Genomic DNA, 14,506 nt, shown 5'->3' with positions numbered 1-14,506 from the left:
GTTGTAATTAATTATTCTCAGAATATCCAATCGCTTCACCAAGTAAAGTTGCACTGGTGCACTCATCTATACGAACCATTACAAAATCACCAATTTGATATTCTCCTTTTGGAAATATAGCTACAATATTTTTTGTAGTTCTCCCGCTCCAATGTTGATCAGATTTTTTAGATTCTTTTTCAATTAATACTTCAAAAGTTTGTCCGAGATAGCTCTGATGTCTATATGCACAGTGTGTTCGTTGTAATGCAATAACTTCTGCCAGTCTTCGTTTTTTTACATCTTCAGGAACATCATCTTCTAATTTACGCTCGGCAAGTGTTCCTGGTCTTTCAGAATAAGCATACATATATCCATGTTCATATTTTACATATTCTAATAGAGATAATGTATCTTGATGATCTTCTTCTGTTTCTGTAGGGAAACCGATAATCATATCTTGAGTAATTGCGCAATCTGGGATTATTTTTTTAATATTATCAACCAAATCCATATACTCTTGTCGAGTGTGTAAGCGATTCATTTCCTTAAGAATACGATCACTTCCGCTTTGTATAGGAAGATGGATATGCTTACAAATATTTTTATGTTTTGCCATAATCTCTATTACATCTAGTGTCATATCCTGAGGATTAGATGTAGAAAAACGAATGCGTAATTTTGGATATCTCTCGGCTGCCATATCCAGCAATTTGGTAAAATCTACTGCTGTAGCTTTTTGAAAATCACTAGCGTTGCCAAAATCTTTTTTCAGACCACCGCCATACCATAAATAACTATCTACATTTTGCCCTAATAAAGTAATTTCTTTAAAATTTTTAGATACCAGATCATCTATTTCTTTTAAGATACTTTGGGGATCCCGACTACGTTCTCTACCTCTGGTAAATGGTACTACGCAAAATGTACACATATTGTCGCAACCACGGGTAATAGATACAAAGGCAGATACTCCATTGCTTTGTAAGCGAACAGGTGCAATATCACCATAAGTTTCTTCTTTAGAGAGGACAACATTAACAGCATTACGTCCTGCATCTACTTCTTCGATTAGGTTAGGGAGATCTTTATATGCATCAGGCCCAACTACAAGATCAACTATTTTTTCTTCTTCTAGGAATTTACTTTTTAGACGCTCTGCCATACAACCAAGAACCCCAACTTTCATTTTTGGGTTGATTCTTTTTACGGCATTATACTTTTCTAGTCTTTTTCTAACTGTTTGCTCAGCTTTTTCTCTAATAGAACACGTGTTTACTAATACCAAATCAGCATCTTCGAGATTCTGGGTGGTATTAAAACCTTGTTTAGCCAGAATGGAAGCGACAATTTCACTATCACTAAAATTCATCTGGCAACCGTAACTTTCTATAAAAAGCTTACGTTTATTTTCTTTGTTCTGATCAAGAGCAAGTGACTGTCCCTGTATGCTTTCGTCAATAATCTTCTCCATAAAAATAATTCCTTATCGATTGGGGTCAAATAGTGTGCAAAGATACTTTTTAATACGATTTATGACAAAGTGGCAGAGGTTTATTTTCTAAAAAATCTATATTTGATAACTTTCAACCCATAAATGTAGATGTAATGACAAATAAACTCTTTGAGAAAATAGAAAACAGTAAGCCTTTGGATTTTGGTGATATTTTTAATAAAAGTATTGAACTTTTTAAAAAAGTATGGCTTCAGGGATTTGTACACTTGCTTATTTCTATATTGATTATGCTTCCTTTATTTTTTGTGATGTATATTCCTATTATTGCTCTTGCAGGTTTATCAGGATTCGAAAGTAGTTATGGAGGATATGGTGACTACGGGTATCCTAGTGAAGAGCTATCTGTAGGTCTAATGTTTTTGTTTATTATATTGGTTTTGGTTATAACTATGATTGCTTCTGCACTTCAATTTGGGATTACAGCACATTTTTATAGGGTCTGTAAACAGGTAGATTTAGGTTTGCCAGAGACATCTTCATATTTTATGTTTCTTAAGGGGAAATATTTAGGAAAAGTGTTTGCATTGGCAATAGCAACATTTGGAATAGCGATTTTGGCTGCAATGCTATGCTACCTTCCGATTTTTTATGTAATGGTTCCTTTACAATTATTAGGAGTGATATTTGCCTTTCATCCCGAGTATAGCGCTTCAGATCTTATAAAAGCTAGCTTTAAACTGGGTAATAAAATTTGGGGTATTTCATTCGGCTTAATAATAGTAGCATCTATTTTATCTCAACTAGTTGGGATGGTATTATGCTTTGTAGGGATATTTTTTACAGCCTCTTTTGTTTTTATGCCAATCTACTTTATATATAAGGATGCATTAGGTTTTGAAGATGACGAATTTGAAAACAAAGAAACATTATTTGTAAAATAAAAAATAAGAAACCTGCTGATTGGCAGGTTTTTTTTAAACTAATTTTTTTGATAAAGAATCTTGATATCAAAAAATTGATATACTTTTGTCGTCAGAAATTAAAGGACTATGGCTAAGAATTTAGTGATTGTGGAGTCGCCTGCTAAGGCCAAAACAATAGAGAAGTTTCTTGGAAAAGATTATACAGTTGCATCCAGTTTTGGACATATTGCAGATTTACCTTCCAAAGAATTAGGGGTTGATGTTGAAGGGGATTTTAAACCCAAATATATCGTCTCCAAAGATAAGAAGGATGTCGTAAAAAAGCTGAAAGATCTTTCTAAGAATGCTGATATGGTATGGCTAGCAAGTGATGAGGACCGAGAGGGAGAGGCTATTGCGTGGCACCTTGCAGAGACTCTTAAATTAGATAAAGATAGAACGCGTCGTATCGTTTTTCATGAGATTACTAAAAATGCTATTCTTAAAGCGATAGAGAATCCTCGTTCTATAGATTATAACCTTGTAAATGCACAACAGGCCAGACGTGTTTTGGACCGTTTGGTTGGATATGAGTTGTCTCCCGTATTATGGAGAAAAGTAAAAGGAGGGCTATCTGCAGGAAGAGTACAATCAGTTTCAGTACGATTGATAGTAGAACGAGAGCGTGATATTTTAGGTTTTAAACCAGAAGCTTCATATAGGATTGATGCAGAGTTTTCTAATCAAGCAGGTAAATCTTTTAAAGCTAAGCTTCCTAAAAATTTTAAAACAAAAGAAGAGGCAGAGACATTTTTGAAGAAGAACCTTGGAGCATCGTTTAAGGTTGCAGATCTTTCTACAAAACCAGCAAAAAAATCACCAGCTCCGCCATTTACAACATCAACTTTGCAACAGGAAGCCTCGAGAAAATTGTACTTCTCTGTGAGTAAAACGATGACGATGGCTCAACGATTGTATGAAGCAGGTTTGATTACATATATGAGAACAGATAGTGTTAACCTATCTACAGAAGCTCAAAATGGTGCAAAGGCAGAAATTGATTCGGCCTACGGTAATGAGTATAGTAATCCAAGGCAATATAAAGGAAAATCTAAAGGAGCACAAGAGGCTCACGAAGCGATACGCCCTACAGACTTTTCAAGGCATAGTGTAAATGTTGATTATGATCAACAGCGTTTATATGAATTGATTTGGAAACGAGCTATTGCTTCACAAATGAGTGATGCCAGATTAGAAAGAACTAATGTAAGGATTGATGCTAATACACATAAAGAGCAATTTACTGCCAATGGTGAGGTTATAAAGTTTGAAGGCTTTCTGAAAGTATATTTAGAAGGTAATGATGACGAGGATGAAGAGCAAGAAGGAATCCTTCCCGCAATGAAAGTACAAGAAAGCTTGTTTAATAATTATATTTCTGCAACAGAAAGATTTACAAGAGCACCAGGACGATATACAGAAGCCTCATTGGTTAAAAAGCTAGAAGAACTAGGAATAGGAAGACCATCAACATATGCTCCTACGATTTCTACAATTCAAAATAGGAATTATGTAGAAAAAGGATCTAAAGAAGGAGAGGTTCGTAATTATATTCAGATGATTCTTTCGGGAGATTCTGTCAATGAGAAAAAACTATCTGAGAAAGTTGGTAGTGATAAAGGAAAATTAATTCCAACCGATGTAGGAATGGTAGTAAATGATTTTCTGGTAAATCATTTTGCTTCAATTCTTGATTATAATTTTACAGCAAAAGTAGAGCAGGATTTTGATGAAATAGCAGAAGGGCAGGAAGATTGGACCCATGTGATGAGAGAGTTTTATCAAGAGTTTCACCCAAGAGTAGAAGATGTGTCACAGAATGCAGAACGAGAAGTGGGAGAGCGTATTCTGGGAGAAGATCCAACTACTGGTAAAGTGGTTAGTGTGCGATTAGGTAAATTTGGACCAATGGTTCAGATTGGTACTGTTGATGATGAGGATAAGCCAAAATTTGCTAGTTTGCTTCCTGGTCAGACATTAGGTGGTGTTACTTTTGAAGAAGCAATGGATTTGTTTCAGTTGCCAAAAGAACTTGGTGAATATAAAGGAGAAACTATTGTAGTTAATAATGGTCGTTTTGGACCTTATGTGCGTTTTGGAGAAAAATTTGTTTCCTTAGAAAAAGGAGAAGATCCATTAAATACTTCTTTGGATAGAGCTATCGAGTTGATCGATGCTAAAGAAAAAGCAGATGCTCCAATATATGTATATGAAGACCTTCCTGTTCAAAAAGGTAAAGGCCGATTCGGTCCCTTTATTAAGTGGAACGGAATGTTTATCAATGTAAATAAGAAGTATGATTTTGATAATCTATCTGATGATGATGTTGTGTCACTTATAGAGGAAAAGAAACAAAAAGAAATTGATAAGGTTATTCATAATTGGGAAGAAGAAGGAATTCGGGTTGAAAAAGCCAGATGGGGTCGCAGTAATATTATAAAAGGCAAAGTTAAAATTGAACTACCTAAGACTGTTGATGCTTCAAAATTAACGCTGGATAAAGTAAAAGATCTTATAGAGAAAAATGCTCCCAAGAAAAAAACTGCAGCAAAAAAGAAAACTACAAAAAAGACCACTAAAAAGAAATAAACCAATATATGTCTTTCGAATTTCTTGTACCGGTTAGTGATTTAGTTGCCGCGCATACTAAGTTGCTTTCTGAACATGCATTAGGAAATCAAATTAAAATTCATACAACAGCTGATGGAGTACCGGATCTGGAAAAAATAGATGTCGCTATTCTCGGTATTCGAGAAAATAGAAATGACATTAATTTTTTAGGTGAAAGCCTAAGTTTTGATACTATTCGTAAATCATTATACGAGCTTTATCCCGGAAACTGGGGCACTAACATGGTAGATCTTGGAGATATTGCTCCAGGTAACGAAGTTAGTGATACTTACTATTTAGTGCAAGAGGTATTATCTGCATTACTTGTAAAAAATATTATCCCCATCATTATAGGAGGTAGTCAAGATCTGGTCTATGCACAATATAGATCCTTCGATATTTTAGAGCGAATGGTAAATTTGGTTAATGTGGATAGTAAATTTGATTTAGGAAATTCTTCTAAACCTATTGCTAATACTTCGTTTGTAGGTAAGATTATTGTAGAACAACCGTATAATTTATTTAACTATAGTAATATAGGCTATCAAACGTATTTTAATACTCAAGAAGAAATAGATCTGATCGAAAAATTATATTTTGATGCTTATCGTTTGGGAGAAGTTATTTCAGATGTAACTATTGTGGAGCCCATTATGCGAGATGCAGATATTGTTTCTGTAGATTTAGGAGTTGTGAATTCTACAAGTTTAAGCGGTCATACTGCTTCTCCTAATGGTTTTGATGGCCGCGAAATTTGTGCGATTTCGAGATATGCAGGGATTAGTGATAAGGTAAAAAGTTTTGGGATTTATGAATTTAAAAATTTCAAAAACGAAGAAACGGCCTCTTTATTGATCGCTCAGATGATCTGGTATTTTGTAGAAGGGATCAATTACAGATCTAACGAAGTTAATATTAAAAATTTAAAAACTACACTACATTATAATGTGCCAATAGAAGACGAAATTTTGTCTTTTTATAAGAGTATTATGACCGGAAGATGGTGGATAGAAATACCATTTATTTCGTCTGGTAATAATAAATTGAAAAGACATACGTTATTACCTTGCACGTACAACGATTATGAGCGAGCTTGTAATCAAGAAATACCTGAAAGATGGTATAAGGCAAAACAAAAAAACGAAGTTTAACATTTTTATTAGGTCGATTTAAGGTTTTTTTTAGAAAAAAATTGTTTTTCTGGAAATAAATAAATAGGTTTACGTCCTTAAATCTAGAAGATCTTAACCTAAAACACGTTATGAAGAAATTTGTATCACTCTTTGCTATTTTAGCAATGCTCTACAGTTGTGGTGGTGGAAACCGAGGAGAACTGGTAGGAGCACAAGGAAAAAAATGGCACCCGCAGAAACCATATGGCATGGCCCTCATCCCCGGAGGTTCGTTCATTATGGGTAAGTCGGACGATGATAAAGCAGCACTTGCAAACGCCCCTACAAGAATGGTTACGGTTCGTTCTTTCTACATGGATGAAACCGAAATCACCAATAGCGAGTATAGACAATTTGTAACTTGGGTTCGCGATTCTGTTATTAGAATGAGACTTGCGATAATGGCCGATGAATTAGGCAAAACCCCAGGAGATGATGGTATTGGCGAATTTGCATTCCTAGATGCTGATACCGAGAACATGTCTGTCTATGAAAAATATATGTACGATAACTATAGTGGTACAGGAGAAACTGGCTACGAAGGTAGAAGACTTAATAAAGATATAGATATCGAATGGGATGTAGATGATTATCTCGATGAGTTTTATGCCGAAGTTATGGATACTATGTATATTCCTCTTGAAGAATCTTATAATGGTAGACGTACTTTAGATGTAAGTAAATTCGAATTCAGATTTACATGGATGGATATCCAAGCTGCAGCACGTGCTAGAAAAGGTGGAAGAAAAGATTTTGTAAAAGAAGAAGTTATAAAAGTATATCCTGATACTACAGTTTGGATCAAGGATTTTAATTATTCATATAATGAGCCTATGCACAATGATTATTTTTGGCATAGTGCATACGATGACTACCCGGTGGTTGGTGTTTCTTGGGAACAAGCTAGAGCCTTCTGTCGTTGGAGAACTATTGAGAAAAATACCTTTCAAAAGAAAAAAGGTAAAGAATTCGTGAATTACTTCAGACTGCCTACAGAAGCAGAATGGGAGTATGCCGCTAGAGGAGGCCTTGAGTCAGCTACGTATCCATGGGGAGGCCCATATGCGTTAAATGATAGAGGTTGCTTCTTAGCAAACTTTAAGCCTCTTAGAGGAAATTACGCAGCAGATAACTTTTTATATACTGTAGAAGCCAAAACATTCGACCCTAATGATTATAACCTATATAACATGGCCGGTAATGTTTCTGAGTGGGTACAGTCGTCCTATGATCCCGCAGCTTACGAATATGTATCATCAATGAACCCAAATGTCAATGATGATGAAAATAAACGTAAAGTTGTTCGTGGAGGATCCTGGAAAGATGTTGCTTACTTCCTACAGGTAAGTACCAGAGATTACGAATACGCAGATTCTGCGAGGAGTTTTATCGGATTTAGAACAGTTCAGGACTACATGGGTACTGAATCGACTGGAGAAGCTAATACTCAAAATCAAAACTAAGTCCCAAAATTTTCTATCAACTTAATTACTAACCCTTTTTTAAAACTTTAAGATTTAAAAAAAACAAAACAAATTTATTATGGCAAATTCAAAAGCAAGCAAGAAATTAATGAACATGGTCTACGGTCTGGGAGCAGCCGTTGTAATATTAGGTGCACTTTTTAAAATTATGCACTGGACATTTGGTAACGAAATGCTTATCATTGGTTTGATTACTGAAGCATTAGTATTTACTGTTTCTGCATTCGAACCTGTAGATAGTGATCTAGATTGGTCTCTAGTATATCCTGAATTAGCAGGAGGGAACAAAAAAGATAAAAAAGAGAAAGAAACTCCAGAAGGATTATTATCTCAAAAATTAGATGATATGCTTAAGGAAGCTAGACTTGATACTGGCCTTATGAGTAGTCTTGGTGAAAGTATCCGTAATTTCGAAGGAGCAGCAAGAAACCTTGGTCCTACAACAGATGCTATTGCTGGAACTAAAAAATATAGTGAAGAGATGGCAAGTGCAGCGTCGCATCTTGAGTCTTTAAATAGCTTATATAAAGTTCAGTTAGAATCTTCTTCACGTCAGGCTGAAGCTAATCAAGCTATAGCTGATAATGCATCTAGACTTAAAGATCAGATGGAGAGCCTTACTAGTAACCTTTCTTCTCTTAATGGAGTATATGGTGGTATGTTAACTGCAATGAACAGAAGTTAACATTTTTATTAATCAAAATATAGTATAATAACTACCAAAATCTAAGAAGAATATGGCAGGAGGAAAATTATCCCCAAGGCAGAAGATGATTAACCTGATGTACTTGGTTTTCATCGCGATGATGGCATTAAATATGTCAAAAGAAGTATTAACTGCATTTGGTTTGATGTCAGAAAAATTGACAGAATCAAATGAGTTAGCTACCCAACGAAATACTGGATTTATGGCAGGTCTGGCCGAAAAGGTTTCAGAACAGCCAGAAAAATATACCCCATTAAAAGAAAAAGCAGATCAGATTAGTGTTTTATCTAATGAATTTAATGCATATCTAGATCAACTTAAAGCCGAATTGGTTGACGACCGAGATGATCCTACTGATTATGAAACTATGGATAGACCAGATAGGTTAGATCAAAAGTTTTTTGAAGGTGGTAAAGTTACTGCCGGAGCTCAGGAGTTTTTAGATAAAATTGCAAAGTATAGAGATGGTGTATCTGCTGCAATCAAAGAAGTAAAAGAAGTTGATGCTTCTGTTGCTGATGATGTGGTTAAAACCTTTTCTACTAGTGATGTAAAAGACAGATCTGGAGTAAATAAAAAATGGTTAAATTATAGTTTTGAAGGATTTCCTTTAGTTGCTTCTTTAACCAAGCTTACTCAAATGCAAGCTGATGTTAAAACAACAGAAAGTAAAGTGCTTTCAGCTTTATTAGCTGGACAGCAAGCTTCTGAACTTTCTTTTAGTAACTATGAAGCAATCGTAGTTGCGGATAAAACTGCATTCTTTAGTGGAGAGAGTTTTAAAGGAAGAATCGTTCTAGGACGTTTTGATGCTACACTTAAACCAACCAAAGTAATGGTTAATGGTAAAGAGCAAACAGAAGTTACAAACGGACAAATCATGTTAGATTTCCCAGCAGGAAATGTTGGAGAAAGAGATGTGGCTGGAGAACTTCAATTTAAAGAAGGAGATTCTACTGTAACAATACCTATTAAGAGTTCATATACTGTTATCCCTAGACCAAATTCTGCTGTAATTTCTGCAGATAAAATGAATGTGGTATATCGTGGAGTTAATAACCCAATGACAATTTCTATTCCTGGTGTACCAGCTGTAAATGCTTCTGCCCCTGGACTAAGAAAAACTGGAGGAGCAGGAAAATATATGATGAATGTTACTGCTGTAAAAGCTCGTGAAGTTAATATCAAAGTTAGTGGTAAACTAGCAAATGGTACTACAGTAAGTGATAGTAAGAAATTTAGAATTAAAGGTATACCAAGACCTGTAGGAACAGTACGTGGTGAAGATGGAGCAATCAAAATGGCAAGAAATGCCTTAGAAATTTCATCTGTAGGTGCGATTCTGCCTGATTTTGACTTTGATATTAAATTAAAAGTTACTGGATTTAAATTTAAAGTAGAAGGACAACCTACAGTAAGTGTTCCTGGAGGTAGGCTTAACGCTAAAGCAAAATCAGCTTTGCGTAAAGCAAAAAGAGGTTCTTCTGTTCAGATTATTGATATAAAAGCGCGGTTGGCTAATAGCTCTGGATATAAGTTGAAAAAAATATCTCCGGTTATTATTGAGTTAACGAATTAAAAAATAAACTTACGTAGTTATGAATTTGAGAAATTTTGTATTAACCGTTTTTGGTCTATTGATTTCTTCTCTTTCTTTCGGACAGGCAAATGTTTTAAATGCCAATAACCCTGATGAGATAGGAAAGAAAACTCAAGAACAGATTTTATATGACAATGATCGTCCTTTAGAGTACGGATATGTAGATAAACGTGACGTATTGTGGGCAAAAACAACTTGGGAAACTATTGACCTTGATGAACGAATAAATTTCCCATTGTACTATCCTATTGATACGTTTAATATTGGTGCTAATCGTCGTTCTTTATATGATGTATTGGTAACAAATATTAAAAACGGAAAAATCAAAAATATTTATTCAGATTCATATTTTACTGAGACACGTACTTTTGAAGATCTTCAATCTACAATGTCTAAAATAGACACTACCGATTTAGGATTTGAGCAATATAATGCAGGAGAACAAGTAGATCCTCAATACATTAATAGAAGAGATATTACTTCTGCAGATATTTCAGAATACAAAATAAGAGGATATTGGTATTTTGATAAAAGACTAGGAGAATTAAGATACAGATTGCTTGGATTAGCACCTGTGGCTCCCGATGTTAACTTTATCGATGATGATGAGCCAGATATGGTTGCATTATTCTGGATATGGTATCCTGATGCTAGAGAAATATTTCATAATGCAATGGCATTTAATAGAAAAAATACATCTATGCCGTTTACGTATGATCATATTCTTAATGCAAGACGCTTTAATTCTGTGATTTACAAAGAAGATAATATTCAAGGTGACCGCGAAATTAAGGATTACGTTATTGATAATGCCTTAATGCAACTACTTGAAAGTGAGAGAATTAAAGAGAGTATCCGAAATTTTGAAATGGATATGTGGAGTTATTAACGACTTTAGTATTCTTCAATAAATAATAGATAAAACGCCCAACTATAGTTGGGCGTTTTGTTATTTTTGAACTATGTTAACATGAGTTCGGGATAATAAAATCATTGTATCTGACGATTTTTTATTAATCAGATTCTTATTTCATACTCACGCTTTATTATTAAGTTATTGACATTGAATATTTTTAATTGCATAAATTGAGAAGTGAATGGTATTAGATTATATTGTTGTAGGATTGGGGTTATCGGGGTTATCTTTTGTAGAAGAATTAGAAAATCATAATAAATCATATGTGGTTTATGAAGACTCCTCACAGAAATCATCAAGAGTAGCAGGAGGTCTGTATAATCCTATAATTTTAAAACGTTTTACCATGGCTTGGCAAGCCTCCGAGCAGATTGAAACGGCAGTCTCTTTTTATAAAAATGTAGAAACCAAACTCAAAAAAAAATTAGTTTTAGAACTACCAATATTACGTAGGTTTAATGCTGTTGAGGAGCAAAACAATTGGTTTGAAGCTTGTGATAAACCAGTTTTAGGAAAGTTCCTTTCTTCAGAATTAATTCGAAATACGAATACAGCTTTAGATATCCCATTTCAGTATGGAAAAGTAAAACATACGGGAAAGATTAATATTAGCAATATGCTGTCTGCCTATGCAAAAAACCTTAAAGAAAATAACACTCTAAAAGATGAATCTTTTGAGTATGATAAAATAATCATAGAAGAAGATTGTATTAAATATAAAGATGTAAAATGTAGGCATATTGTATTTTCTGAAGGTTTTGGAATAAAAAAGAACCCATTTTTTAATGAGTTACCACTATATGGTAATAAAGGCGAGTATATAATTATTAAATCTAAAGAGCTTAAACTGCAGGAAGCGATAAAATCTTCAATATTTATTATTCCTCTGGGGGATGATTTGTATAAAGTAGGTGCAACGTATAACAATCAGGATACATCTCCTGAAATAACAAGTATTGCCAGAGAAGAATTACAAAAGAAGCTGGAAAAGTTTTTAAAAGCACCCTATGAAGTGGTAGACCAGGTAGCGGGGATACGGCCTACAGTAAGAGATCGAAGACCTTTGATAGGGACACATGACAAGTATGCTAATATGCATGTTTTAAATGGTATGGGTAGTAGAGGGATACTTTTGGCCCCTACTATGGCAAAGGTGTTATACAGCCATATAGAAAAAGGAATTTCTTTGGATAAGGAAATAGATTGTAAACGGTATAGTAACCTATGAAGAATGTTCTTCTTTTTTGTAGTGCATAAAAAAGTTAATCCAGATATTTCGGGACAACCTTAAAATAACAGGTAAAAAACCAATCATTGTTCCAGAAATTATAAGAAAAGTCGCGATTAGATCCAGCTTAAAAATGAGGTTACTAATCACAAAAGCTGCCACTGCAAAAGCAATCCCTACAGGATAACTTACATACATAGCTCCATAAAAAAAAGAAGGTTCTATTTTATATTTGGTGCCACAATGACTACAGCGTTCCTGCATTTTTAACGTTTGACTTAATTTATAAGGATTGGATTCCTTGTACATACTTTCTTCCTGGCATACAGGACAACTACCAGTTATAATACTATAAATTTTTGTTCCTTTTAAGAAGTTCATGAGCGTTTTTATTCTAACGCAAAATTAATCATCTTTGCACAAAATATTCAAAAGCAGATGTTAAACATACATAACTTATCGATTTCGTTTGGAGGGGAGTACCTTTTTGAAGAAATAAGCTTCAGATTAAATGCAGGAGATCGAGTTGGATTGATAGGAAAGAATGGTGCGGGAAAGTCTACCATGCTTAAGATTTTGTCTAAAGAGCAAGAACCAGATTCTGGTCAGATTGCTATGGATAAAGAGGTGAAGATAGGTTTTTTAAAGCAAGATATAGATTTTGTATTAGGGCGTACAGTCTTAGACGAAGCCTATGAAGCGTTTATAGAAATTAAGAAAGCAGAGCGAGATATTGATGCAATCAATGCTCAGCTGGCAGAACGTACAGATTATGAAAGTGAAAAATACAACCAGCTAATTACCGATTTAAGCGATCTTACACACCATTATGAGATCTTGGGTGGGTATAACTATCAAGGAGAAACAGAAAGAGTTTTACAAGGCCTTGGGTTTGCTCGTGAAGATTTTAATAAGCTTACAGATACGTTCTCTGGTGGATGGCGTATGAGAATCGAACTAGCAAAGTTGTTATTACAGAATAACGATATTTTACTATTAGATGAGCCTACAAACCACTTGGATATAGAATCGATTATCTGGCTAGAGAATTTTTTAAAAAATTATGCAGGAGTAGTAGTTATTGTTTCACATGATAAAATGTTTCTGGATAATGTAACCAACAGAACTATAGAAATCTCTTTGGGACGTATCTATGATTATAACAAACCTTATTCTAAATATTTGGTGCTTCGTAAAGAAATAAGAGAGCAACAACTGGCAACACAAAAGAATCAATCTAAGCAGATAGAACAGACCGAAAAGCTGATCGAGAAGTTTAGAGCCAAAGCTTCTAAAGCTTCTATGGCACAATCTTTAATTAAGAAATTGGATAAGATTGATAGAATAGAAGTAGATGAAGATGATAATGCAGTAATGAATATTAGTTTTCCTATACATGTACAACCAGGAAAAGTAGTTATTGAAGCCGATAGTGTAGGCAAAAGTTATGGTGATAAAGAAATCCTTAAAGATATTGATTTACTGGTAGAGAGAGGGTCTAAAATAGCATTTGTAGGTCAGAATGGCCAGGGTAAATCAACATTGGCTAAGATTATCATTGATGAAATTGCATATACAGGAGAGTTTAAGTTGGGGCATAATGTTCAGATAGGATATTTTGCTCAGAATCAGTCAGAATATCTGGATGGAGAATTAACTGTTCATGACACTATGATTCATGCAGCCGATGAAAAAACACGAACCAAGGTTCGTGATATGTTAGGATCCTTCTTGTTTAGAGGTGATGAAGTGGATAAAAAGGTAAAAGTACTTTCTGGAGGAGAGAGAAACCGATTAGCACTATGTAAAATGCTCTTACAGCCTTTTAATGTATTGGTGATGGATGAACCAACAAACCACCTGGACATCAAATCTAAAAATGTATTAAAAGAAGCTTTGAAAAATTTTGATGGAACCCTGATTTTGGTATCACATGATAGAGATTTTCTACAAGGATTAAGTAATACCGTTTATGAATTTAAGAATAAAAAGATAAAAGAATATCTAGGAGATATAAATTTCTATTTAGAAGAAAAAAGAATTAATGATCTTAGGGATATAGAAAAGAAAGATAAACAAGAGAAAATAGCTTCTGATACCAAAGAAACGGCAAAGCAATCCTATCAGGATCAGAAAAAAGTGAAATCGCTTAGTAATAAGTTGAGTAATATAGAATCTAAAATCAATAAACTCGAAAGAGAAATTAAAGAAATTGATGTAGAACTGGCGATCAATTACGATCAAACTATTGCGCAACCCAACTTTTTTGATAATTATCAGGCAAAAAAAGATCTCCTGTCTTCTCTAATGGAAGATTGGGAAACATTACAAGAAGAAATGGATGCATTAAACGATGTATAACGAGTTGTTTATTTTCTCTTCTAATTTTATTT

11 protein-coding genes are annotated in these 14,506 nt (G+C 34.2%); 9 read left to right on the top strand and 2 right to left on the bottom strand.

Translation table 11 applies throughout. The features are described from left to right. Window positions 1–7: 7 nt before the first annotated feature. Window positions 8–1,453, bottom strand: a complete 1,446-nt coding sequence (miaB, locus tag AAFU52_RS05355) for a tRNA (N6-isopentenyl adenosine(37)-C2)-methylthiotransferase MiaB (RefSeq protein ID WP_024771717.1) — start codon at window positions 1,451–1,453, stop codon at window positions 8–10. Window positions 1,454–1,587: 134 nt separating this feature from the next. On the opposite strand from miaB, the gene AAFU52_RS05350 reads away from it, so the two are divergent. The 8 genes from AAFU52_RS05350 to AAFU52_RS05315 all read left to right on the top strand — a co-directional run bounded on the left by AAFU52_RS05350 (window position 1,588) and on the right by AAFU52_RS05315 (window position 12,113). After that, window positions 1,588–2,376 (top strand): hypothetical protein, encoded by a 789-nt coding sequence (locus AAFU52_RS05350; protein WP_024771718.1) that lies wholly within the window; start codon window positions 1,588–1,590, stop codon window positions 2,374–2,376. A 108-nt stretch (window positions 2,377–2,484) separates the two neighbouring features. Beyond that, window positions 2,485–4,986 (top strand): type I DNA topoisomerase, encoded by a 2,502-nt coding sequence (topA, locus tag AAFU52_RS05345; RefSeq protein WP_024771719.1) that lies wholly within the window; start codon window positions 2,485–2,487, stop codon window positions 4,984–4,986. An 8-nt stretch (window positions 4,987–4,994) separates the two neighbouring features. After that, the gene (locus AAFU52_RS05340) at window positions 4,995–6,158 is read left to right on the top strand and encodes a formimidoylglutamase (RefSeq protein ID WP_024771720.1); all 1,164 of its coding nucleotides are present in this window, start codon (window positions 4,995–4,997) and stop codon (window positions 6,156–6,158) included. A 110-nt stretch (window positions 6,159–6,268) separates the two neighbouring features. After that, window positions 6,269–7,642, top strand: a complete 1,374-nt coding sequence (gldK, locus tag AAFU52_RS05335; protein WP_438425782.1) for a gliding motility lipoprotein GldK — start codon at window positions 6,269–6,271, stop codon at window positions 7,640–7,642. A gap of 79 nt (window positions 7,643–7,721) precedes the next feature. Further along, on the top strand, window positions 7,722–8,348 hold the full coding sequence (gldL, locus tag AAFU52_RS05330) for a gliding motility protein GldL (RefSeq protein WP_024771722.1): 627 nt from the start codon (window positions 7,722–7,724) through the stop codon (window positions 8,346–8,348). A gap of 52 nt (window positions 8,349–8,400) precedes the next feature. Next, window positions 8,401–9,948 carry a gliding motility protein GldM gene (gldM, locus tag AAFU52_RS05325; RefSeq protein ID WP_024771723.1) on the top strand — a complete coding sequence of 516 codons (1,548 nt, stop codon included), beginning with the start codon at window positions 8,401–8,403 and terminating at the stop codon, window positions 9,946–9,948. Between the two features lie 19 nt (window positions 9,949–9,967). Next, window positions 9,968–10,858, top strand: a complete 891-nt coding sequence (gene gldN, locus AAFU52_RS05320) for a gliding motility protein GldN (RefSeq protein WP_024771724.1) — start codon at window positions 9,968–9,970, stop codon at window positions 10,856–10,858. A gap of 208 nt (window positions 10,859–11,066) precedes the next feature. Then, window positions 11,067–12,113, top strand: a complete 1,047-nt coding sequence (locus tag AAFU52_RS05315) for an NAD(P)/FAD-dependent oxidoreductase (RefSeq protein WP_438425781.1) — start codon at window positions 11,067–11,069, stop codon at window positions 12,111–12,113. Here AAFU52_RS05315 and AAFU52_RS05310 read toward each other — a convergent pair. Next, window positions 12,108–12,494 (bottom strand): DUF983 domain-containing protein, encoded by a 387-nt coding sequence (locus AAFU52_RS05310; protein ID WP_024771726.1) that lies wholly within the window; start codon window positions 12,492–12,494, stop codon window positions 12,108–12,110. The genes AAFU52_RS05315 and AAFU52_RS05310 overlap by 6 nt on opposite strands. 57 nt (window positions 12,495–12,551) lie before the next feature. Here AAFU52_RS05310 and AAFU52_RS05305 point away from each other — a divergent pair, with 57 nt between their 5' ends. Further along, window positions 12,552–14,474 carry an ABC-F family ATP-binding cassette domain-containing protein gene (locus AAFU52_RS05305; RefSeq protein ID WP_024771727.1) on the top strand — a complete coding sequence of 641 codons (1,923 nt, stop codon included), beginning with the start codon at window positions 12,552–12,554 and terminating at the stop codon, window positions 14,472–14,474. The last annotated feature ends 32 nt before the right edge of the window (window positions 14,475–14,506 follow it).

It is taken from the genome of Aquimarina macrocephali (assembly GCF_051627225.1).
GTDB classification, from domain to species: domain Bacteria; phylum Bacteroidota; class Bacteroidia; order Flavobacteriales; family Flavobacteriaceae; genus Aquimarina; species Aquimarina macrocephali.
The sequence above is the reverse complement of the archived record's forward strand: the minus strand, read 5'-3'. Positions and strand labels throughout refer to the sequence as shown.